20 protein-coding genes are annotated in these 22,479 nt (G+C 62.4%); 6 read left to right on the forward strand and 14 right to left on the reverse strand.

The window, feature by feature from the left end; translation table 11 throughout:
* Positions 1-106 precede the first annotated feature (106 nt).
* The 4 genes from ycaC to HBO23_RS14125 form a co-directional block, all read right to left on the reverse strand.
* A complete protein-coding gene (ycaC, locus tag HBO23_RS14110; protein WP_017137757.1) occupies positions 107-724 on the reverse strand; it encodes an isochorismate family cysteine hydrolase YcaC in 618 nt (205 codons plus the stop codon).
* Positions 725-752: 28 nt separating this feature from the next.
* Entirely contained in the window at positions 753-2,591 is a 1,839-nt protein-coding gene (locus tag HBO23_RS14115; protein WP_170038571.1) for an amidohydrolase, read from the reverse strand.
* On the reverse strand, positions 2,588-3,178 hold the full coding sequence (locus tag HBO23_RS14120; protein ID WP_017137755.1) for an antibiotic biosynthesis monooxygenase: 591 nt from the start codon (positions 3,176-3,178) through the stop codon (positions 2,588-2,590). Before HBO23_RS14120 ends, HBO23_RS14115 begins: the two co-directional genes overlap by 4 nt.
* Positions 3,179-3,274: 96 nt before the next feature.
* Positions 3,275-4,183, reverse strand: a complete 909-nt coding sequence (locus tag HBO23_RS14125) for a LysR substrate-binding domain-containing protein (RefSeq protein WP_017137754.1) — start codon at positions 4,181-4,183, stop codon at positions 3,275-3,277.
* Between the two features lie 204 nt (positions 4,184-4,387).
* Between HBO23_RS14125 and HBO23_RS14130 the strand changes: the two genes are divergently transcribed.
* Both HBO23_RS14130 and HBO23_RS14135 read left to right on the forward strand, forming a co-directional pair.
* Positions 4,388-4,786 (forward strand): AraC family transcriptional regulator, encoded by a 399-nt coding sequence (locus HBO23_RS14130; protein ID WP_017137753.1) that lies wholly within the window; start codon positions 4,388-4,390, stop codon positions 4,784-4,786.
* A gap of 57 nt (positions 4,787-4,843) precedes the next feature.
* Entirely contained in the window at positions 4,844-7,606 is a 2,763-nt protein-coding gene (locus HBO23_RS14135; protein ID WP_170038573.1) for a winged helix-turn-helix domain-containing protein, read from the forward strand.
* Here the strand turns inward: HBO23_RS14135 and HBO23_RS14140 are convergent.
* Positions 7,553-8,998: a winged helix-turn-helix domain-containing protein gene (locus HBO23_RS14140; RefSeq protein ID WP_186354706.1), complete on the reverse strand. Its 1,446-nt coding sequence runs from the start codon at positions 8,996-8,998 to the stop codon at positions 7,553-7,555. The two genes, HBO23_RS14135 and HBO23_RS14140, sit on opposite strands and share 54 nt — an antisense overlap.
* A 147-nt stretch (positions 8,999-9,145) precedes the next feature.
* A complete protein-coding gene (locus HBO23_RS14145; RefSeq protein WP_017137750.1) occupies positions 9,146-10,096 on the reverse strand; it encodes a GlxA family transcriptional regulator in 951 nt (316 codons plus the stop codon).
* Positions 10,097-10,276: 180 nt separating this feature from the next.
* Between HBO23_RS14145 and HBO23_RS14150 the strand changes: the two genes are divergently transcribed.
* Complete coding sequence (locus HBO23_RS14150) at positions 10,277-10,999, forward strand: pirin family protein (RefSeq protein WP_170038575.1); 723 nt, start codon at positions 10,277-10,279, stop codon at positions 10,997-10,999.
* A 121-nt stretch (positions 11,000-11,120) separates the two neighbouring features.
* On the opposite strand, the gene HBO23_RS14155 is transcribed toward HBO23_RS14150, so the two are convergent.
* On the reverse strand, positions 11,121-11,486 hold the full coding sequence (locus tag HBO23_RS14155) for a hypothetical protein (protein ID WP_170038577.1): 366 nt from the start codon (positions 11,484-11,486) through the stop codon (positions 11,121-11,123).
* 318 nt (positions 11,487-11,804) lie between these two features.
* Complete coding sequence (locus tag HBO23_RS14160; protein WP_170038579.1) at positions 11,805-12,803, reverse strand: quinone oxidoreductase; 999 nt, start codon at positions 12,801-12,803, stop codon at positions 11,805-11,807.
* A 102-nt stretch (positions 12,804-12,905) separates the two neighbouring features.
* Here HBO23_RS14160 and HBO23_RS14165 point away from each other — a divergent pair, with 102 nt between their 5' ends.
* A complete protein-coding gene (locus tag HBO23_RS14165; RefSeq protein ID WP_138453424.1) occupies positions 12,906-13,769 on the forward strand; it encodes a LysR family transcriptional regulator in 864 nt (287 codons plus the stop codon).
* 1 nt (position 13,770) lies between these two features.
* Here HBO23_RS14165 and HBO23_RS14170 read toward each other — a convergent pair whose 3' ends face one another.
* Complete coding sequence (locus HBO23_RS14170) at positions 13,771-14,727, reverse strand: helix-turn-helix domain-containing protein (protein WP_170038581.1); 957 nt, start codon at positions 14,725-14,727, stop codon at positions 13,771-13,773.
* 106 nt (positions 14,728-14,833) lie between these two features.
* Between HBO23_RS14170 and HBO23_RS14175 the strand changes: the two genes are divergently transcribed.
* On the forward strand, positions 14,834-15,376 hold the full coding sequence (locus HBO23_RS14175) for an acyl-CoA thioesterase (RefSeq protein ID WP_099547759.1): 543 nt from the start codon (positions 14,834-14,836) through the stop codon (positions 15,374-15,376).
* Positions 15,377-15,382: 6 nt separating this feature from the next.
* On the opposite strand, the gene HBO23_RS14180 is transcribed toward HBO23_RS14175, so the two are convergent.
* The 5 genes from HBO23_RS14180 to HBO23_RS14200 form a co-directional block, all read right to left on the reverse strand.
* Positions 15,383-16,624: a Fic family protein gene (locus HBO23_RS14180; RefSeq protein WP_170038583.1), complete on the reverse strand. Its 1,242-nt coding sequence runs from the start codon at positions 16,622-16,624 to the stop codon at positions 15,383-15,385.
* 260 nt (positions 16,625-16,884) lie between these two features.
* The gene (locus tag HBO23_RS14185; protein ID WP_170038585.1) at positions 16,885-17,673 is read right to left on the reverse strand and encodes an ABC transporter ATP-binding protein; all 789 of its coding nucleotides are present in this window, start codon (positions 17,671-17,673) and stop codon (positions 16,885-16,887) included.
* Positions 17,667-18,656 (reverse strand): ABC transporter permease subunit, encoded by a 990-nt coding sequence (locus HBO23_RS14190; protein ID WP_170038587.1) that lies wholly within the window; start codon positions 18,654-18,656, stop codon positions 17,667-17,669. Before HBO23_RS14190 ends, HBO23_RS14185 begins: the two co-directional genes overlap by 7 nt.
* A complete protein-coding gene (locus HBO23_RS14195) occupies positions 18,643-19,701 on the reverse strand; it encodes an ABC transporter substrate-binding protein (protein WP_170038589.1) in 1,059 nt (352 codons plus the stop codon). The genes HBO23_RS14190 and HBO23_RS14195 overlap by 14 nt, the downstream gene beginning before the upstream one ends.
* 151 nt (positions 19,702-19,852) lie before the next feature.
* Positions 19,853-21,172 (reverse strand): LLM class flavin-dependent oxidoreductase, encoded by a 1,320-nt coding sequence (locus tag HBO23_RS14200; RefSeq protein ID WP_170038591.1) that lies wholly within the window; start codon positions 21,170-21,172, stop codon positions 19,853-19,855.
* Between the two features lie 345 nt (positions 21,173-21,517).
* Between HBO23_RS14200 and tal the strand changes: the two genes are divergently transcribed.
* Positions 21,518-22,441, forward strand: coding sequence for a transaldolase (tal, locus tag HBO23_RS14205; protein WP_170038593.1), 924 nt, complete (start codon positions 21,518-21,520; stop codon positions 22,439-22,441).
* The last annotated feature ends 38 nt before the right edge of the window (positions 22,442-22,479 follow it).

Below are 22,479 nucleotides of genomic sequence, written 5' to 3' on the forward strand. Positions count from 1 at the left end.
CGGTGGACATTTGGCTGGTTTATAGCCTGTCAGCCGCTACGACACAATTAAATGCAGGAGGGGCTTACCCCCTCCTACAGGGTTAATCTACCCCTTCAAACGCAGCTTACTTGGCCGTAAACGCCGAGTAGCTGTTCATCAGGTTACGGTAGTTCGGAATGCGCGGCGACAGCAGGTTGGCCAGGCCTTCCATATCGTTGCGCCAGTCGACTTGCAGCTCACAGGCGACAGAGAACCAGTTCACCAGTTGCGCGCCGGCGGCCGTCATGCGTGCCCAAGCGGCTTGTTGCACGGTTTCGTTGAAGGTACCCGAGGCGTCGGTCACCACGAACACCTCAAAGCCTTCAGCGAGGGCGCACAGGGTCGGGAACGCGACGCACACATCCGTTACCACGCCGGCAATGATGATCTGCTTGCGGCCGGTGGCCTTGACGGCCTTGACGAAATCTTCGTTGTCCCACGCGTTGATCTGGCCAGGGCGGGCGATGTAAGGCGCGTCCGGGAACAGCGCCTTGAGTTCCGGAACCAACGGACCGTTAGGGCCACTTTCAAAACTGGTGGTGAGGATGGTCGGCAGGTTGAAGAACTTGGCCACGTCGGCCAGGGCCAACACGTTGTTCTTGAACTCGTTCGGAGAGAAGTCTTGCACCAGGGAAATCAGGCCGGTCTGGTGATCGACCAGCAATACAACGGCGTCATCTTTGTTCAAGCGCTTGTAAGTCATGGGTGAACTCCTTTGGGTGTTTTTAAAATCAGAAGGCAAAGCACGAGCAACCAAACGCGCCCCAGAAACCCTGGAAATCGCTGACCGGTACGCTGGAGAGCCGCGCTTTTTCATGGCCGTGGGCATGCACGCCGCACGGTCCGCTGCAGTGGTGTACTTGAGCTTGCACCGCTGAACCTGGGCGCCAGTGCCCCGGCACCTTGACCACCGGCGACCAGTCCGGCAGCACCGGTACTTGGGGCGGGGCGAAATCTTCGAAGTCGCCGGCGCCGTACACCACCTTGCCGCCGACCACGGTCAGTACCGACTCGATCCATTTGATGGCTTCTTCATCGACGCTGAAGAAGTCCGCCGAGAGTGCCGCCACATCCGCCAACTGGCCTACCTTGATCTGGCCCTTCTTGCCCTGCTCCGAGGAGAACCAGGCGCTGCCGTGGGTGAACAATTCCAGCGCGGTGAGGCGCGGCAGGCCTTCGGCGTGCAGCTCCAGGCCGCCGACGGTACGGCCGCTGACCATCCAGTACAGCGAAGTCCAGGGGTTGTAGCTCGAGACCCGCGTGGCGTCGGTGCCCGCCCCTACCGGCACGCCTTCGGCCAGCATGCGCTTGATCGGTGGCGTGGCTTCGGCGGCCTTGGCACCGTAGCGCTCGACAAAATACTCGCCCTGGAACGCCATGCGGTCCTGGATCGCGATACCACCGCCCAAGGCCCGGACGCGCTCGATGTTTTTCGGCGTGATGGTTTCGGCGTGGTCGAAGAACCACGGCAGACCATTGAACGGAATGTCGCGGTTGACCTTCTCGAACACATCCAACATGCGCGAAATGGATTCGTCGTACGTGGCGTGCAGCCGGAACGGCCAGCGCTGCTCAACCAAATGGCGCACCACCGGTTCCAGTTCCTGCTCCATGGTCAACGGCAGGTCGGGGCGTGGCTCAAGGAAATCTTCGAAGTCCGCCGCCGAAAACACCAGCATCTCGCCTGCGCCGTTGTGGCGCAGGTAATCGTCGCCCTGGTGCAGGGTGACGCTGCCGGTCCAGTGCTTGAAGTCGCTGAGTTCTTCCTTGGGCTTTTGGGTGAACAGGTTGTAGGCGATGCGCACCGTCAGCTGTTGGTCCTTGGCCAGTTGTTCAATGACCGCGTAGTCATCGGGGTAGTTCTGGAAACCACCGCCGGCGTCGATGGCGCTGGTGAGGCCCAGGCGATTGAGTTCACGCATGAACTGGCGGGTCGAATTGACCTGGTATTCGAGCGGCAGTTTCGGGCCCTTGGCCAGGGTTGCATACAAGATCATCGCGTTGGGACGCGCCACCAGCATGCCGGTGGGGTTGCCGTTGCTGTCGCGCACAATCTCGCCGCCCGGCGGGTTCGGCGTGTCCTTGGTGTAACCGGCCACGCGCAGGGCGGCGCGGTTGAGCAAGGCACGGTCATACAGGTGCAGCACGAACACCGGCGTATCTGGCGCGGCCTGATTCAACTCTTCCAGGGTCGGCATGCGTTTTTCGGCGAACTGGAATTCGTTCCAGCCCCCCACCACACGCACCCATTGCGGCGTCGGCGTGCGATCGGCTTGATCCTTGAGCATGCGCAACGCATCGGCCAGTGACGGCACGCCTTCCCAGCGCAGTTCAAGGTTGTAGTTCAGCCCGCCACGGATCAGGTGCAAGTGCGAGTCGTTAAGGCCGGGGATCACGGTGCGGCCCTTGAGGTCGATGACCTGGGTGCCGCTGCCGCGCAGGGCCATGGCCTCGCCGTCGGTGCCGACCGCGACAAAGCGGCCCTTGTGGATTGCGACCGCAGTGGCCCGTGGGTTTTCGCGGTCCACGGTGTGGAACTGGCCATTGAACAGAATCAGATCGGCGTTCATAGGGTGTCCTTTACAGAGGCTTCAAGCCAGGGAGCGAACAGGCGGGTGGCGGCCGGCATCAGCAGGTAAACCACCAGCAACACAATGGTCAGGGTCACCAAAAAAGTGGAAACCACATAGTTGGACAGGAACGGGTGCAGACGCAGGATCGGCCCCCAGATAAACGGCAGCAGCAGGGTTTGCGGCAGAATCACGCACAGGCTGACCACCGCCTGCTTCCAGCGCGGCGGTTTGGCGGCGCTGTCGGCCAGTGGCGCGAACCAGAACTCATTAGCCGCACCGATTTCGGTTTTGTCGCCGTCGGCCAGCATCGGCGCCGCTTCAGCGATCAGCGCCTGGCGTTCGGGGGAGTCGAGCCAGCGTTGCAGCGCGTCGGTGGAGCGATAGCGCAAGACGCAGGTAAACAGTGCTTGCCCGCCCTGCTTGCCGCGCACCACATCCACACCGAGGTGGCCGGGCCGCTCGCCGGCGATGCGCACGATGCGCCGCAGCCAGGCCTCGTAATCGGCTTCACGGCCGGCCTTGATCAGGTGTTTGACGACCAGGGTGACGACTTCGTCGGGGCTGGTTTCAGGTGTCGGGTCCATACGGTGTGATTCCCCCTGGAAAGCTAAGCGATGGGGGGAGTCTGGCGGGGAACGGGGGGCAGGAATTGGATGTTTGTGCTGTTTCGCCTGGCGCGCTCACGCCACACGCGCCATATGCTCACTGATGCGCGAGCGCAACCAGCGCTCCGCCGGGTCGTTGTCATGCACGCCGCTCCAGACCATCGACAATTCCGAGGCTTCAATTGCGAACGGCGGGTCCTCGGCGCGCAGCACCGTGCCTTCGGTCAAGGCACAGGCGGCGTAGTCGGGCACTGTCGCGATGATTTGCGTGCCCGCCAACAGTGCGCGCAAGCCGCTGAACTGGGGTACCGCCAGCACCACCCTGCGCGCCCGGCCGATGCGCGCCAGGTCAAGGTCGATATTGCCGCTCAAGTCCCCCGAGAACGACACCATAGCGTGGGGCCGCGTGCAGTAGTCATCCAGTGTCAACGGCGCCGCGCCGTCGTCGCCGCGCAGCACCTTGCAGGGAATGTCCCGCAGCTTCTTGCGCTTGGCATTGGCCGGCAGTTCGGTGGTGTAGCTGACGCCCACGGAAATCTCGCCACTGGCCAGCAACGAAGACATCAACAGGTAATTGGCGCGGCGTACCACCACGATGATCCCCGGTGCCTCTTCGCGCAGCTGGCTGAGCAACGGCGGGAACAGACCGAACTCGGCATCATCGGACAGGCCGATTCGAAACACCGCGCAACTGGTGGAAGGGTCGAAATCCTTGGCGCGGCTGACCGCGCCTGAAATGGTGTCCATCGCCGGTTGCAGCTCCTTGAGTATCGCCACCGCCCGTGGCGTGGGCTCCATGCCGCGCCCGTTGCGCAGCAGCAATGGGTCGTCGAACAAGTCGCGCAGGCGCCCGAGCGCGGCACTCACGGCCGGCTGGCCCATGAAGAGTTTTTCGGCGACCCGGGTCAGGTTCTTCTCGAACATCAGCGCCTCGAAAATCACCAACAGGTTCATGTCGACGCGGCGCAGGTCGTTGCGGTTCATGGCGGTATCCAAACGGTTATCAGGCCGTCAGGTAAGCATGTCGCACGGATCGACGATTGCATGCCTGTGCTGTCTTTTCCGGGCGCGCACCTGGCGAAATTAACAACGATTAACTCGCCAGCCAGACGGCCCGGCGCCAAAAATACAGCGGTCTACACTGCATCCATTCACCGGGAACGCTCCCATCGACTACGGATATTTGTCATGGCCCGACTTGATGACTGTGCCCCTCGCCTTGGCGTCACCGGTGGCTTGTGCCCCCGGCGCGAGCGAGTTGCCAAGCAACTGATCCTCGCCAACCTCGGCGAAAGCCTGGCAATTGCCGACTTGGCGCAGGCCTGTGCGCTGTCGCGCAGCCATTTTTCCCGTGCGTTCAAGTGCACCACCGGGCTGTCGCCCCAGGAGTGGATTCGCCAACAGCGCATTCAGCGGGCCAAGGAACTGATCACCGGATCGTCCCTGAGCCTGACCCAGATCAGCGTCGAATGCGGCTTCTGCGACCAGGCGCACTTCTGCCATATGTTCACGCGCAGCGAGGGCGTGAACCCGATGACCTGGCGAAGTCACCACATCCGTCAAAAATCACAGGTGATTGCAGCCTAGTGGTCTGCACCGGCCTGGAATATGCTGGCCAAACTCTTTTCCTGAACAGGGGCCACTATGCGTGACCTCAACGACCAGGCCGTGCATTTCGGTCCCTACCGTGTCCACCCGCGCCAGCGCCTGGTGCTGGAGGCTGGCCGCCCCTTGCGCCTGAGCCGACGCGCGCTAGAAATCTTGCTGATTTTGCTGGAGCACGCCGGCAATGTGGTGAGCAAGCAGGAACTGATCACGCGGGTATGGCCCAAAACGGTGGTCGAAGACGGCAACCTGCGTGTGCATATGGCCGCGTTGCGCAAGGCCCTGGGCGATGGCCAGGCCGGGCAGCGCTATATCGTCACCGTCGCCCAGCGCGGTTACAGCTTTGTCGCCCCCCTGAGCATTGAACCGATGACGACAGCCATCGACGGTATTCCCCACAACCAGGGCCATAACCTGCCGCTGCGCCGTACGCGGATGATTGGCCGCCAAGTGTTGATCGACGCACTGGTGCAGCAACTGCCGCAGCAACGTTTCATCACCCTGACCGGCGCGGGCGGTATCGGCAAGACCACCGTGGCGCTGCGTGTGGCGGAATTATTGATCGGCCATTACCGCGACGGCATTCACCTGCTGGATTTGGCGCCGCTCAGCGCGCCGTCAATGATCCTGCCCAACCTGGCCGCCCTGCTCCATCTCGCACCCACCGAACATGACCCGCTGCTGACCTTGGCCCGAAGCCTGCACGCGCGGCAGTTGCTGCTGGTGATCGACAACTGCGAACACCTGCTGGACGACATCGCGCTGATCAGCGAAACCTTACTGCGTCACCTGCCACACCTGCACATTTTGGCCACCAGCCGCGAAGCCCTGCGCGCCGAGGGCGAGTACGTGCAACGCCTGGAGCCGCTGGCCTGCCCACCCGCCACCGGGAACCGCGCCCAGGCCCTCGGCTACCCGGCCTTGCAACTGCTGATCGAGCGTGCCATGTCGCACCAGGACAGTTTTGAGCTCAGCGAGGCGCAACTGCCCCTGGCGATCGAGATCTGCAAGCGCCTGGACGGCATTCCCCTGGCAATCGAATTGGTCGCCACACAGATCGAGCGCTTCGGCTTGCCGGGTTTGCTGGTGCAGATGGAGGACAATCTGCGCCTGCTCAACCGTGGCCTGCGCAGCGACCTGCCCCGCCAGCAAACCTTGCGCGCCACGCTGGATTGGAGTTTTAACCTGCTCACCGCTTGCGAACAGATCTGCCTGCGCCGCCTCGCGGTGTTTCGCGGCGGGTTCAGCCTGGCAAGCGCGGCGGCGGTGATCGCCGGGGAGCAGATCGCACCGGCCGAAGTGCTGGGTTCGATCACCCAACTGGTGGCCAAGTCGCTGCTCAACGTCGAGGCCGGCGATGATGACATGGTCTATCGTCTGCTGGATGTCACCCGCAGCTATGCCCTGGAAAAGCTCGACCACGCAGCTGAACTCGACAGCACACGCGAACGCCATGCGGCGCGCTGTCTGGCGCTGATGGACCAGGCGCGGGAAGACTGGGAATTCACTGCCACCGAGCTGTGGATCAACCGTTATGCGCCGTTGCGCGAGGACATTCGCGCCGCCCTCGACTGGGGCTTGGGCGAACACGGCGCGCACCTGCTTGGCATTCGCCTGACGGTCAGCGCCATGCCCTTGTGGCAGGAGTTGTCGCTGCTGCGCGAACATGGGCTGTACGTAGACCAGGCCCTGGCGCTGATGCCGCAATCGGGCGCGCCCTGCACGCAGTTGACCATGCAACTGCAACTGGCCCTGGGCAGCCTGTCCTATCACGCCTTGGGCGGCGCACCGCAGACCATCGCTGCGTTTGTGGCGGCCCGGCGCCTGGCGCAAGCGCTCCAAGACAATGGGGGCCAGTTGCGAGCCGTCTCCGGGCACATGGCGGTCAACCTGTGTGCCGGCCGCTACCGTGAGGCGCTGGAGCAGAGCATGCAGTTCGACCGCCTCGACCCGCGCACCGATCCGCTGCTGGATTTGAGTGCCCAGCGCTTACGGGTACTGGCCCAGCATTTCGCGGGCAACCAGGTCCTGGCCCTGCACAATGCCGAACAAGTACTACAGCGCATGGCCCACAGCGGCCATCTCAACCGTTTCACCCATGGCTTTGGCGTGCAATACGACCAGAGTGTGGCGTCGCTGACGGTGCTGGCGCGCATCCTGTGGCTGCGCGGGTTTCCAGAGCGGGCCGCACGAATGGCAAACCAGGCGCTGGAGCTGGCGTTGCAGATCAACCACGGCACCTCTATCTGCTACACCCTGGCCCTGGCCAGCGTACCGATTGCCCACTACAACGGTGGCAGCGGCGCGGCGCACGCGCTGCTGGCGATGCTGCTGGAACACTCACAGAAACATTCGGTGCAGTTGTTTCATACCTGGGCGCGGCATTACGAGGGCACCGCACCCCATGCGACATTGCAAGGCCTGGGCCTGGTTCAGGACATACTGGTGACCTTCAATGCCGCGCAGGTAGATGACACGGTATTTGAGCGCGCCAGAAACGGCGCGGCCGGTTGGTGCACGGCCGAGATTCTCAGGGTGCGCGCCGAGGCCCTGCCCGACCTGCGCGCGCGCGAATCGCTGCTGCTGGAGGCATTGGGCTTGGCGCACGAGCAAGGCGCACTGGCCTGGCAGTTGCGCTGCGCGACCTCACTGGCTTGCCTGTGGCAAAGCCAGGGCCGTGTGCGGGCAGCACGTGAGCTGTTGAATTCGGTCTACGGGCAATTTACCGAAGGCTATGCCACCCAGGATCTAGTCCGCGTGCGCAGCCTGCTCGACCAGTTGCAGGACAAACGGCCGGCCTGAAAATGGCCCCAGATAATGCCCATAGCCCTGCTGCAAACGCGCCACCTGCAACGGGTCACGCAGCTGCGCCAGGGCGTAGCTGCGCACACTGTTGAGCAGCCGATAGCGCCGCGGGCCGGGGCCGGGCTCGACCACCAGGGAAGACATCGCGACCAGGCGTGCCAGCAGGTAAGCCAGGTCGGCGTGCGCAAGTTCAGTGCCGGCCACCAGTTCGGTCAAGGCCGGCAACGTCACCGCGCTTTTGAACAGCGCCAATTGCAGGAACAGCCAACGCTGCGGCAGGCTCAGGCGTTGATACGTCCAATCCAGCGCCGCCGTCAGCGACTGATGGCGCTCGACCGCCGTGCGTCGGCCACGCCTTAACACTTGCACGCCGTTGTGTAACTGCTTTTGCAACCCGCGTATTCCCAGGGCTTCAACCTGGGCCGCCGCCAGTTCCAGCGCCAGCGGGATGCCGTCCAGACGCCGGCAGATATCGCACAACGGCGCCAGGTCCTCAGACCGCAGTACAAATCCCTGCTGACCGGCACGCACCCGCGCCACAAACAATTGCAGGGCCGGATACAGCATGGCCTGCTCGACACCACCCCGGTCAGCCGATGTCGGCAGCGCCAGCCGTGGCACGTGGTGCACCCATTCGCCGGGCACCTGCAAGGTTTCGCGGCTGGTCAGCAGCACGCTCACCAGAGGCGCCCTGGCTTGCAGTGTATGCACCAGATGACGGCAGGCGCCCAGCAACAAATCGGCATTATCGAGCACCAGCAACAGTTGCCGGGCGGCCAATTGCTCGCACAGTGCATGGGCGCCGACACAGGGTTGGAGGTGCAGGGTTTCGCTCAGGTAGTCCAGCAACCGGTTCGGCGCCTGCACAGTTGCCAGGTCCAGCCACCACACGCCATCGCGATAACGCGGCAACACCCGTTCGGCCAGCGCCAGTGCCAGGGTGCTCTTGCCGATGCCGGCGCAGCCGGTGAGCATCATCAGCCGTTGGCCGCCCAGGCGTCGCACCAGGCTGCCCAGCAGTTCGTCGCGGCCGATCACTGGGCTGAGCCGTGCGGCCAGATTGTGCCGAGGCCGCGGTGACGGCACCGGTGACGGCGCCACGAAGCAGTAGCCGCGTTGCGGTTCATTGAGGATATAGCGTTGTCCGTCCAGCGCACGACGCAGGGCGGCGATGTGCACGCGCAAATTATTGTCTTCCACCACGCTGTTCGGCCAGACCCGGCCGATCAAAGTGTCCTTGCTGACAAATTGCCCCGGCGTCTCCAACAGTATCGCGAGGATATCCAGCGCACGCCCACCCAATGGCACCGGCTGGCCGGTCTTGCTGACCAGACGTTGATCACGATGAAAGGTATAGGGGCCGAAGCTCACCGAGTGTGCATTGTTCATCTGCTGACAGCGCTGGAACACCCGGCCTTGGGCGCCTGCGCCTCCTTTCAAGGGGCCTGGGGCTATCTTGCCAGCTATGCGTGACAGGACAATGCTGGCACAGGGAGCGACACGGACAATCAGGGCAGCCAGACGGACATTTCGGCGTCAACTGAACTGTTGTCGGTACTGCGTGGGGTTAAGGCCGAGTTTTTCACTGAACAGAAAGCGCATATGCCGCACGCTGCCGAAGCCTGCGCGGAAAGCCACGGTCTTGAGCGGCAGGTCTGTGCTTTCCAGCAGATGCCGGGCACGGTCGATACGCGCGCCTTGCACAAAGGCCATGGGCGTCATGCCCACCTCTTTGGCGAACAGCCGCGCAAAATGGCGCGCGCTCATGCCCGCCAGCGCGGCCATGGACACGATGCTCAATGGCTGATCCAACTGCGCCAGCACCTGGTTCTGCACGCGGGTGATCGGGGTTTCCAGCGGCGCGACGGCGGCGGTCATCGGGCTGAACTGAGCCTGCCCGCCCTGGCGTTTCATCACCACCAGCAGCACCTTGGCGACGTCGACCGCCACCTGCCGGCCATGGTCCTGGGCGATGATCGACAGCGCCAGGTCGATGCCGGCAGTGACCCCGCCGGAGGTAATCAAGCGGCCATCCTGCAAGTAAATGCGATCGGTTTCGACGGTGGCCTTGGGAAAGCCTTTGATCAGGCGGTCGGTGTAGTGCCAGTGCGTGGTGACGCGGTGGCCGTCGAGCAGCCCGGCGTGCCCCAGCACAAAGGCGCCGGTGCAGATCGAACCGAAGCGCCGTGCCCGAGGCGCTGCGGCCCGCAGCCAAGGCAGCAGAGCCGGATGGCATTCGTTATAAGCGCCAGGCCCGCCGGGCACCAGCAGAAGGTCGTAGGCCTCATCGGCATGCGCCAGTTGCAGGTCGGCATGCACGTGCACGCCATTGGAGGCGCGCAGCGGACCGGGCTCGGTACCGATCGTCAGGATCCGATAATGCTCCGACGCCGGCAAGTAGCGATTGGCTATGGAAAACACCTCCAGCGGCCCGGCCATATCGAGCAGCAGGAAGTCTGGAAACAGCGCCATGGCCACGGTTTTCATCAAGAGCAAGTCCATCGTAACGGGAGTCGGGACGGCATTATGGCACGCTTGAAACTGTCAACTAAAATGAGACATTAATTCAATTTTCAGCTTATTAATGAATCACTGGAAAACCATTAACCTTCTTCTCAACGCAAGCGCCCTGCATTTCGCAGCCAGCGCTCACTTGAGGACAAGACCATGCTGACCCTTCGCAAAGCCTCGGAACGCGGCGCCGCCAATCACGGTTGGTTGAAGTCGTTCCACACCTTCTCGTTCGCCAACTACTGGGATCCCAGGGAGCAGGGTTTTTCCGACCTGCTGGTGATCAACGATGACCGCGTCGCCGCCGGCAAAGGCTTTGGCCAGCACCCGCATCGGGACATGGAGATTTTCTCCTATGTGCTCGAAGGCGCCCTGGAACACAAGGACACCCTGGGCACCGGTTCGGTGATCCGCCCTGGCGACGTGCAACTGATGAGCGCCGGCAGCGGCGTGGCCCACAGCGAGTTCAACCACAGCCAGAGCCATGGCGTGCACTTCCTGCAGATCTGGATTGTGCCGAATGTGGTCGGCGCCGAACCGCGCTACCAACAGGAGCACTTCAGCGCAGCGCAAAAACGTGGGCGCTTGCAGTTGATCATCTCGCCGGAAGGCACGGATGGCTCGCTCAACGTTCGCCAGGATGCACGGGTGTATGCCGGGCTGTTCAACGGCGACGAAACCGCAACCCTGGACGTGCCGGCGGACCGCCATGTGTACGTGCACGTGGCCCGCGGCAGCGTCGAACTCAATGGCCACCGCTTGCAGGAAGGCGATGGCGCACGGCTGCGCAATGAGCGGCAGATCCGCCTGAGCCAGGGCGAAGACGCCGAGGTGCTGGTGTTTGACCTGCGCCCTCAGGAACTGCCGCAGATGCCTTGAGCGCCTGCACGATGGCCCGCCACAACGGGCCATCGCTGGCGTCGATAGTCACCATCAGCGCAATGAAGTTCTCTTAAAAAATCCAACGCGTACCATCAAACCCATACCCGGCAACACCCAACTACAACTCTCGGAGCACACCACCATGAAACGCCAACTCTTGCTTAGCCTCGCTTTCTCGGTACTGGCTGCCAACGCTTTTGCCCACCCGGTTGTCGCTGAAGGCGGCGCGGATCGCCTGCAAGGCAACCACGTAGCCGAAAATGGTTCTGACCGTCTGCAGGAACGCCGTATAGCCGAAGGTGGCGCTGATCGCTTGCAGGAACGTGGCCTGGCTGAAGGCGGTGCTGATCGCCTGCAGGAACGCGGCCTGGCTGAAGGCGGTGCTGATCGCCTGCAGGAACGCGGCCTGGCTGAAGGCGGTGCTGATCGCCTGCAGGAACGCGGCCTGGCTGAAGGTGGTTCGGATCGCCTGCAGAGCAACCACGTATAACCCTCGCTGTTGGCGAGGCACCCCAAACCGGCCTGATCAGCCGGTTTTTTTTCGCCTGCGATCTGGCCATGTACCCCACCCAACGTCTGGTTAACGGGCTGTTGTGGCGAGCAGGCTTGTTGTGGCGAGCAGGCTTGCCCTGCGTTGGGGCGCGCAGCGGCCCTGAAACCTGAACACGCGGTTTAACTGAAAAATCGGATTAGCCGCACTGGGGCCGCTTCGCAGCCCAACGCAGGGCAAGCCTGCTCGCCACAACAAGCCTGCTCGCCACAACAAGCTTGCTAGCCACAACAAGCCTACTCGCCACACCGATCAGCGCAGGTCGCGGTCCACCCACAACACCGCCTTGCCGATCTGCTGGCGCGCCTCGATGCGCGCGTGTACCTGTTGCACCGTCTCCAGGCTGTAATGGCCCTCGATCTCCACGCTCAACGACCCTTCCAGCATCGCCGCGAACACCGCATTGGCACGCCGCTGCACGGTCGCCCCGTCGGCCATGTGGTCGGCCAGGCGTGGTCGGGTCAAAAACAGCGAGCCCGCCTCGCCCAATTCAATCGGGTCCAAATCGCTCAGTGAGCCCGACACGTTGCCATAATTGACGATCAAACCCCGCGTGCGGCAAGCACGGAAACTCTCGCGCAAGGTGTTTTTGCCGACTGAATCAAACACCACATCCACCCCGCGGCCATCCGTAGCTTGCAGCACCTGATCGGCAAAGCCGTCATAGGTCCAGGCCTGGTGGGCGCCACGTTGCCGGGCAATCGCGCATTTTTCGGCGCTGCTGCCGGTGGTCAACACGGTCGCGCCCAACCGCCGCGCCATCTGCACCAACAACTGGCCGATGCTGCCGGACGCCGCGTGAATCAGGCAGCTGCTGCCTGCCTGCAAGCGCGCCACGTCCTCAACCAGGTAGTGCGCGGTGCAGCCCTGAAACATCGCCGCAGCCGCTTGATCGAAGGGGATGGCGCTCGGAATCTGCGCGACTTTGTCGGCAGGCACATTGGCGTATTCGGCATAGGCGCCCCAGGCAATGCACCAGGCCACCCGGTCGCCCACGGCCAGGTGGCTCACGCCCGGGCCAACCTCAACCACCACGCCGGCGCCCTCCATGCCCAGGGTGCAAGGCAAGCGCACCGGGTAAGTCACCGACGCCGCGTATTTGCCCTGGCGGGTATGAATATCCATGAAATTAATCCCGGCGCAGGCCACCTTGACCAGCACATGCCCGGCCGTGACCTGGGGTTTGGCCACATCATGGCGCAGTTGGGCGACATCGGGACCGCCGTAGGCTTGCAGGGTAATGGCTTTCATCAGGGAACAACTCCGTTTGCACTGGGAAGCGGCCATGGTAAAAGGGATTATTCGGTTGCAATATTCCCCAATCCCTCCCAGCCTCTGTGCGGAAATAACCCGATGTTCGATTGGCAGGACCTCTACTACTTCACCGTGCTGGCCCGCACCCAGTCATTGTCGGCCGCCGCCCGCGAGCTGCAGGTGGAGCACGCCACCGTCGGGCGCCGGGTCGATGCACTGGAAAAAGCCCTGGGCGTAAAGCTGGTGGACCGCCTGCCCCGCAGCCGCCCGCTCACGGCGCAAGGCCTGGCCTTGGCGCAAGTGGCGGCGGGCATGGGCGATATGGCCACGCAGGTGATGCGCTTGTCGCGTGTGGCCTCCATTGAACTGGCCGGCACTGTGCGCGTCAGTTGCCCGCCGTCCATCGCCAACCACTGCATTGCACCTCAGCTTGCGCGTTTACGCGCCCACTACCCGCAGCTGAATCTGGTGCTGATGCCGTCCACTCAACTGGCCGCGCTGGACAAGGGCGAAGCCGACATCGCCTTGCGCACCCTGCGCCCCGACGAAGCAGCCCTGGTGCGGCGCAAAGTCGGCGTGGTGCGCTTCGGCTTGTACGCCGCACCTGCGCTCGAACACTTGCCGGCAGCGCAATGGACCTTCATCGCCTACGACGCCAGCCGCGACCACCTGCCCCAGCAAGCCTGGCTGCACCAACTGCGCGGCCCTCGCCCTATCGTATTTGCCGCCAGCGAGTTGATCACCCAGCAGATGGCCGCGCGCGCGCAGGTCGGCGCGGTAGTGCTGCCGACCCTGGTGGGCGACCACGACCCGCTGTTGACCCGGTTGCCCACGCCCAGCGACGGCCCGGTGCGTGATATCTGGCTGACGGTCTACCCGGATATGCGCCGCTCACCGTCGGTGAAAGTGGTGATGGAGTTTCTGGTGGAATGTATTGAAGCGCAGGCGCAGCTACGTCGCTGATTCAGGCCGTGGCGAGGAATTTCTTGCGATACGCCGCCGGCAGCATCCCCACGCGCTGCTGGAACAGGCGGCGAAACGAATTACTGTCTTCATACCCCACCGCGTAGGTGATGCTTTCGAGGGTCATGCGCGTGGACTCCAGCATCTGCTTGGCCCGCTCCAGGCGCAGGGTTTGCACATAACCCACGGGCGTATAGCCGGTCGCCTCCTTGAAACGCCGCTTGAAATTGCGCACACCAAAACCAAAGCGCCGCGCCACGTCGTCAATTACCAACCCCTGGGCAAAGTGCTGCTCCAGCCAATGCTGCACCCGCAGGATCTCGCCGTCGCCGTGGTTCTTGGGCAACGACCACAGGGCGTACACCGACTGCTCGGTACGCACGCCGTCGATCAACAGGTATTTGCCACAGGTATGCGCAAGCTCTGGTGAACCGAAGCGGCGGATCAGGTGCAGCATCAGGTCCATCGCCGCGCTGGCGCCACCGCTGGTGATTACACGGTTTTCTTCACACAGGATCTGCGCGTCCTCCAGGCTCACGTCGGGGTAACGGCGCCGGAACAGCTCGGCAAACGCCCAGTGGGTGGTAGCGCGCAAGCCTTGCAAAAGGCCGCTTTCAGCGAGCAAAAAAGCTGCGGTGCACATCGATGCCAGCACCGCGCCCTGGGCATATTGCTCACGCAGCCACGGGCCGTAGGCAGGAAAAGTGGGCAAGGCCTGCTTGAGGGTAAACAGGAAACCGGGGATCAGGATCAGGTCGGTGCGGCGCACCTGCGCCGCCGCGCACGCCACCTGCATGCACTGCCCGCTCCACGTGGTGACGGGCTGGCCGTCCAGGGAGACAACCACGACCTCAAAGGGTGGGCTGTCGGCAAACAGATTGGCGGCGCTGAGCATTTCCAGGACCAGGGTGGCGTTGGCGGCAGAACAATCATCAGCCAGGAGCAAGGTAATGTGCATAAAAAGCCTGTTTGCGTTTTTCGCATGTAATAAGTCATTTGCGCACCTACCTTAGCCGATTCCGGCTGCGTACAGTGCGGCTTCTGATCAACTGCCTGGCACGTTTATGAATCTCTGGTTTCGATTGCTGTTCATGTTGTTCCGTCGTCCCTGGCGCAAGCCCGTGCAGGGTTTGGACACCACTGTAGTGCGCATGCGTGTGTGGCCGCTGGACCTGGATATCAACCGGCACGTCACCAATGGCCGGTATTTCACCCTGGCAGATGTTGCGCGGATGGATTTTGTGCTGCGTACCGGCGCTTTTCGCGTGGCCCTGCGCAACAAGGCGTTGCCGATTGTGGGCGACACCTGGGGCAAGTTCCGCCGCGAGCTGAAGCTCTTTGAAGTGTTCGAGGTACACACGCGCATGCTCGGCTGGGACCACAAATGGAGCCTGATGGAGCATCGTTTTATCAGCAAGGGCCGAGTGGTGGGCGTGGTGGTGATGCGCGGCCTGTTCCGCTCCGCCAAGGGCACCCTGCCCCCGGCCGACTTTGTGCGCGAACTCGGCTTGGCCGAAGCGTCACCGCCCATGCCGCAGTGGCTGAGTGACTGGGCAAACAGTTGTGATGAGATGAGCGTGCAGTTGCGGGCGCAGGAGCAGGTTTGAGCGCACCTAGGCCTTGGATACGAGTTTCTTCAGGTTGGCTTCGGCGTCATCCCTGGCCAGGTACAGGAAGCTTTTGCCTTCCTGGACCTTGAACAGCACCTTCATGCCAACCAACTTCTCCAGGTCCTTACGCGCGGTATTTTCCGAAACGTCATAGTCATGGGTGATCTCCTTGGGCGTGAAGGTGCGCCCTGGGTGTTGCAGCACCTTTTTCAGGAAATGTCCCTGCCGATAATTGAGTGCATCTTTCAATTCAAGCGTATCCAGCCAGCCCATCAGCTCGGTGGATTCTTTCCTTTTGGCCTCGAAATACGTCATGAATGCTTGCATTGCACGCTCAATGACGCGCAATTGGTAAATCACGAAATAGGTCAGGTCGAAGGCGTCGGTTTCCGTGTAGACATAGGAACGCCCATATTGCATTGGCGCCTCTTTAAGCAGCGTGCTGATAGAAATATATTCAAACGGCCAGTAACCACTTTTGAGCATGAACCAATAAAACAACGCGCGTGCGGTGCGCCCGTTCCCGTCCCTGAAAGGATGCTCATAGCCCAGCATGAAATGCAGGATGATGGCTTTCACCACCGGGTGGATAAAGTGCCTGCCCTCCTGCCCGTCATGCCGCTCATTGGCAAACCGGCAGAGCGCTTCAAGCCTGGCTGGCAGCAGGGCTGCCTTGGGCGGCTGATGCACAATGTCATTGCCCGCACCGCCGACAAAAACATCGTCTTCGTCCCTGATGGCCCCCGGATGAACATGCGCCTCATCAATGCCCGCCGTGGCAATGCCATGAAACTCGCAGATCAACCCGAGCGACAGACTTTCGTCCTTGTTGTATTTGGCATGCTTCATCAGCTGATAATTATTCAGGATCATCCGCTCATCATCATCTTGAGGCGGGCGTTCCTTGGCCAACATGTCCTTGGCGATTTTACGGGTCGTCGCGGCGCCCTCCAGTTGGGCGCTGGAGATGGCTTCCTCCATCATCAAGGCGTCAACCAGGTAGCGGGTGTTATCCCGGTATTGGGGAGACGACGCCGCCGCCCCGCCCAGCCTGGACGTCACCGACTCCACGGCGTGAACGACCGCGTCACAGAAATCCGTGGTGCACACAAAAAAAGGGCTGCCACACTCGCTGCGCAGTTCGAGGGTCTTGCTTGCGCAGGCCCGCGACATTTTAATCGCGGCCCAGGCAGCGTCTTTATTGATGCCCGGCGCGGGATATCGACGAAATTCATCCCAGTGCAAGTACCGACCTTTGCCGTCGACCGCTTTGTAGAGGCGCGCCAGCTCGAAAATCTCCAGGCCATATTGCTTTAACAAGTCGGCGAATTCGGTTGGCTTATGGATTCTCGCCATCGCTGAAACTCAATTTTCGAAAATTGAGTTGATCCTTGCGCAAGGGGTTGGCGGTGTCAAGGGCTATGCAGTCAGACTGTGGGGTTGCGGGACGCGGAGCGCCCCGAGCGGCATTCCCACGCAGAGCGTGGGAACGATCAGACCAACAACTACCAGCTCTCCCCCAACCCCAACAACCCCAGAATCTGCCGGCGTAAATCCACCAGATAGGCATCATCGCGATGCCGAGGATAGGGCCGGTCAATGGTCAACTGCGCCTGGATCTTCGCCGGGCGGTCGCTGAACACGATCACGCGGTTGGCCAGCAGCAAGGCTTCTTCCACGTCGTGGGTCACCAGCAACGCCGTATAGCCCTGGCGCTGCCACAGGTCGATAAGCTCCTTTTGCAGGGTGATGCGCGTCAGCGAGTCCAGCTTGCCCAGGGGTTCATCCAGAATCAGCAGCCGTGGCTGGTTGACCAGCGCACGGGCCAACGCCACGCGCTGGGCCATGCCGCCGGAAAGTTGTCGAGGGTAGGCGTGCGCGAAGGCGCTGAGGCCGACTTTTTCCAGGGCTTGATCGACCTTGGCCGAATGGGTCTTGAGCAAGCCTTGAGCCTCCAGGCCCAGTGCGACGTTGTCCCACACGCGGCGCCACGGGTACAGGGTCGGGTCCTGGAACACCACCACGCGGCTCGGGTCGGGGCCGGTGATGGCGTGCCCATCGGCCAGCAAACGCCCGGAGTCAGCCGGTTCCAACCCGGCCACCAGGCGCAGCAAAGTGGATTTGCCGCACCCCGAAGGCCCCAGCAACGCCACGAATTCACCGGGCGCCACCTCCAGGGAAACCCGCTCCAATACCGGCAAATGCTGCCCGTCCAGTGCAAAGCCATGGCTGAGGTTTTCAATGCGAAGCGCCAGCCCCGACGAGGGTTGAACTGCCTGTGCCAGCGCTACCATTTCATCGCTCCTTTCTGCCAGGCCAACAAGCGGTCACGCACCAGGAACAACCCGGTGATCAACCCCGAACAGGCCAGTGCCATGATCAATAATGCCGCGTACATATTCGCGTAGGCGGCCCAGCCCTGAGCCCATTGCAAGTACCAGCCGATGCCGGATTTAACCCCCATCATTTCCGCCACCACCAAGGTCGAAAACGAGGCGCCCAAGCCCATGAACAAGCCGACAAACACGTGGGGCAACGCGGCGGGGATCGCCACTTTGAAAATCAGGAAGCCCGGCTTGGCACCCAAGGTGCGTGCCACGTCGTAATAGGCTTTATCGACACTCGCCACGCCGGACCAGGTCAGCACCGTGACCGGAAACCAGGTGGCCAGGGCGATCAGGAAAACACTTGCGCTCCAACTGCTGGGAAAAAGGAAAAAACACAGCGGCAGCAACGCCGTCGACGGCACCGGCCCGAGGATACGCAGCACCGGGTGCAACCAGTAGCCGATGCGCGTGGACCAGCCGATGGAGACGCCCGCGACAAAACCAGTCGCCGCGCCCAGCGCCACGCCCGAACCCAGCAGCAAGGCCGAATGCAGCAGGCTGTCGGCCAGGCGCGCATAGTCTTCGACATACACCGCAAGCAAGGCCTGGGGCGGCGCGAAAAACGGCACCGGCAACAGCGCCAGTTTGGCGGTGAGCAGTTCCCAGATACCCAGCAACACGGGCAAGGCAATCAGCCACGGCCCGGCCTTTTGCAAGCGCTGGCCGAGCCGCGAAAAACGCAGGCCCAGCAGGCTCAACAGAATGAACAGCGCAGCCACCGCCACGCACACATTGGCCAGCCCTTGGGTCATCGGCCAATTGCGCACGGCATTGGGCCAATAGCTGATCAACAGTGCCACGGCCACCCAGGCCGCCACCACCGTGGCGCCCTGCCAGCCGGCCTTGAATGTCAGGGTTGGGTTCAGAGTTGTAGCGTCAACTGAAGACATCAGCGGTGATCTCCTTGGCAAACTCCACCGGGTCGGTGCCTTTGCTGATCACCTCGACGGTTTTCAGGTCGGTGACATAGGTGGTGATTTCCTGCGTCAGCGCCGCGCCGACCGCATGGTGGCCGTGGGTATGATCGTGCAGGATCGCCTGCACTTCCTCAGTGGTGGTATTCAGCGCATAAGCCTGGAAGCCCTTGGCGACTTCTTCGGGGTGCTGCACGGAATAATCGTGGGCCTCCAGAATCGCCTGGGTCAGCGCCGCGACCACGCGCTTGTCTTCACGTACCAGCTTGCCGGTGACGCCGACCACGCAGCAGCTGAGGTTGGCGTATTCCTCCACCAGGTTGGTGGACAACTCCCGCGCCACGCCGGACTTGATCAGGCGGTACATGAACGGGTCACTGCCGCTGACCGCCTGCACTTCGCCACGCTCCAGCGCGGTGCCCAGCAGGTCGGCAGGGTACAGGCGCCATTCGACGTCGCGCACCGGGTCGACGCCGTGCTTTTTCAGCAGGATCGAGAAGAAATTGCGGTCGGGGCTGGCCATGTCGGTGACGCCGATGGCCTTGCCCTTGAGGTCCTCCAGCCTGTTCACGCCGCCGTTCGCCGCACTCAGCAAGCGCAGGCAACCGCCGTGGGTACCGGCGGTGAGCTTGACGTCAAAGCCTTGTTCCAGCGCCTTGAGCCAACGCAGCGCCATGCCTATGCCGGCATCCGCCTTGCCGGTGGCGATGGCTTCGAGCAGCACTTCGGTGGAGTTGCCGAAGTTGACCAGCTCCACATCGAGGTTGTGCTTGGTGAAGAAGCCCTGGCCGTGGGCGATCACCACTGGCGCCAGGCACACAGCGTTGAGGTTGACCGCCAGTTTGAGCTTGCGCGGCGCGTCGAAGCGGATGAACTCGCCGGTACCTGCAGGTTCCGCAGGCGTGCCGTGCCCGGCGTGCTCGTCGGCCGCCAAGCCCAGGCTGGGCAGCGCCAGGCCGGCCATGGAAATGCCTGCCATGCCGAGCAAGCGGCGACGGGTCAAGAGATCAAAAGCAGCCATGCGCACTATTCCTTTAAATTGATGTACCCAATAAAAAACACCGCCGCCCAAATGTGGGAGCTGGCTTGCCTGCGATAGCGCAGTGTCAGTCAACAACGGTGCAAACTGACCCACCGCTATCGCAGGCAAGCCAGCTCCCACATAGAGCGCATCAGTCCAGACCGAGGTGCTCACGCAACGTCGAACCTTCGTACGCCGTGCGGAACAGGCCCTTGCGCTGCAAATGCGGAATCACGCTTTCGACAAATTCGGTGAACGAGCCCGGCGAGTACCCCGGCGAAATCACAAAGCCGTCGCAACCGCCTTGCTCGAACAGCTCAGCCAATTGGTCGGCGATCTGCGCGCCGGTGCCCACCAGTTGCGGCACGCGCACGCTGCTGGCGAAGATCCGGCCGAGTTGTTCCAGGGTCAGCTCAGAGCCTTGCATCAGCAGCTTTTCAGCGGCCGCCGCGTGGATCAGCGGCGATTGCGCCACCTCGGCCAAGGTGGCCGACAACGGGAACGGCGACAGGTCCACATTCAGCTGCGAAGCCAGTGTCACCAGCCCCAACTCCGGCCGCGCCAGGGCGTTGTGCTGGTCGCGCTTGGCGCGGGCTTCGGCTTCGCTGCCGCCAATAAACGGCATCACCGCGGTGAGTATTTTGCAGCTGTCGGCGGCGCGGCCTTGTTGCACCACCTGGGCGCGCACGTCATCGCGAAAGGCCCGCATCGCCGCCAGGTGCGGGTGAATGGTAAAAATCGCCTCGGCCCACCGTGCGCCAAAGCGCCGACCCCGCCCGGAAGACCCGGCCTGGATCAGCACCGGCCGGCCCTGGGGCGAACGCGGGATATTCAGCGGGCCTTCAACCCGGAACCACTCGCCCTGGTGTTGCACCGAGGTAATCAATGCCGGGTCGGCGAGCACGCCGCTTTCGCGGTCGAGCTTGAGCGCGTCCTTGCCCCAGCTGTTCCAGAGTTTCAGCGCGACCTCGACAAACTCATCGGCGCGGTCGTAGCGCAGGTCATGCTCCAGGTGCTTGGCCTTGCCGAACAGGCGCCCTTCGCTGTCATTCATCGAGGTGACGATATTCCACGCCGCGCGGCCCTTGGACAGGTGGTCCAAGGTGGCGAATTCGCGGGCAATATGCGCCGGTTCGTAATAGGTGGTGGAACGGGTCGCGCCCAGGCCGAGTTTGGTGGTCTGGCCCACCAGGTACGACAGGATCGGCAACGGGTCGAGGCGCGTGGCGTCCTGGGCGCCGTAGCGCAAGGCAAACTCACGGGAGCCGCCCATCTGGTCGCCCACGGCCAGGCGATCGGCGAAAAACAGGAAGTCGAACAAGCCTTCCTCCACGACTTTGGCGATACGCGTGTAGTACTCGGGGTCGAGGTAATTGCCGACGGTTTCGGGGTGGCGCCATACCGCGTGGCTGTGCACCACCGGGCCGCTCAACAGGAAGGCTGACAAATGGATCTGGCGGCGTGAGGTCATAAAGCGTCTTCGCGGGAAAGTTCGCTTTTGATTATATTAATCACGCACGATTATGAAAGAATCATATAACTCTATGGTTATGCCCGATTCGTCGGACGCTGCAAAAAGCGCCCTAAGCTCAGATCGAAAGAGTATTTATCGAATGCTTTTCATAACTTTAAGCTTGGCGCTATTTCGCAAGAAAATCGCGGTGATGACAGGCACGCCTTACGCCAAGGCGGTGGATGCGCAGGATGTGCAGACCTGGAAGCCTTAAGGCCGCGACAGGTTTGCACGCGCGGTAAACAGGGCGCCCCGGAAATGGTACAACAGCTACCTTCACTCTTTTCCTGGGGACCGCCACTCATGACGTCCAAGCTCGAACAACTCAAGCAATTCACCACCGTGGTCTGCGACACTGGCGACCTGGAAGCCATCAGCCGCCTGCGCCCGGTGGATGCCACCACCAACCCGTCGCTGCTGCTCAAGGCCGCCGCCATCCCGGAATACGCCGAGCTGCTGCGCAATGCCGTGAGCCTGTCCAAAGGCAATGTGGGCCTGGCCTGCGACCACTTCGCGGTGTCGGTGGGCGCGGGCATTCTCAAGGTGATTCCGGGGCGTATTTCCACTGAAGTCGACGCGCGTTTGTCGTTCGACGAAGACGCGCTGTGGGCCAAGGCCAACCAGCTGATCGCCCTGTATGACCAGGCCGGTGTCGGCCGCGACCGCGTGCTGATCAAACTGGCCTCCACCTGGGAAGGCATCCGCACCGCCGAGCGCCTGGAAAAAGCCGGCATCCAGACCAACCTCACCCTGCTGTTTTCCTTCGCCCAGGCCCAGGCCTGCGCGGATGCCGGGGTGTTTTTGATCTCGCCGTTCGTGGGCCGCATCTACGACTGGTATCGCAAAAACACCGGCCTGGACTACACAGGTGCCGAAGACCCGGGCGTGCAGTCGGTGACGCGTATCTACAACTACTACAAGGCCAATAAAATCGACACCGTGGTGATGGGCGCCAGCTTCCGCACCTTGAGCCAGATCGAAGAGCTGGCCGGTTGCGACCGCCTGACCATCAGCCCTGACCTGCTGCAAAAACTGGCTGACGATAACGGCGTGCTGCAACGCAAATTGGCGCCGGGCGTAGAAGGCGAAGCGCGTCAGCCATTGACCGAAGCGCAATTCCGTTGGGCGTCGAATGAAGATGCGATGGCCACCGAGAAGCTGGCCGAAGGCATTCGCCAGTTTGCGCGGGATCAGGAGAAGCTCGAGGCGGTGCTGGCTGCGCTGTAAGGTACTAAAACCGCATGCGGTCAAATGTGGGAGCTGGC

The sequence above is a fragment of the Pseudomonas sp. WS 5532 genome, assembly GCF_012985445.1.
GTDB classification, from domain to species: domain Bacteria; phylum Pseudomonadota; class Gammaproteobacteria; order Pseudomonadales; family Pseudomonadaceae; genus Aquipseudomonas; species Aquipseudomonas edaphica.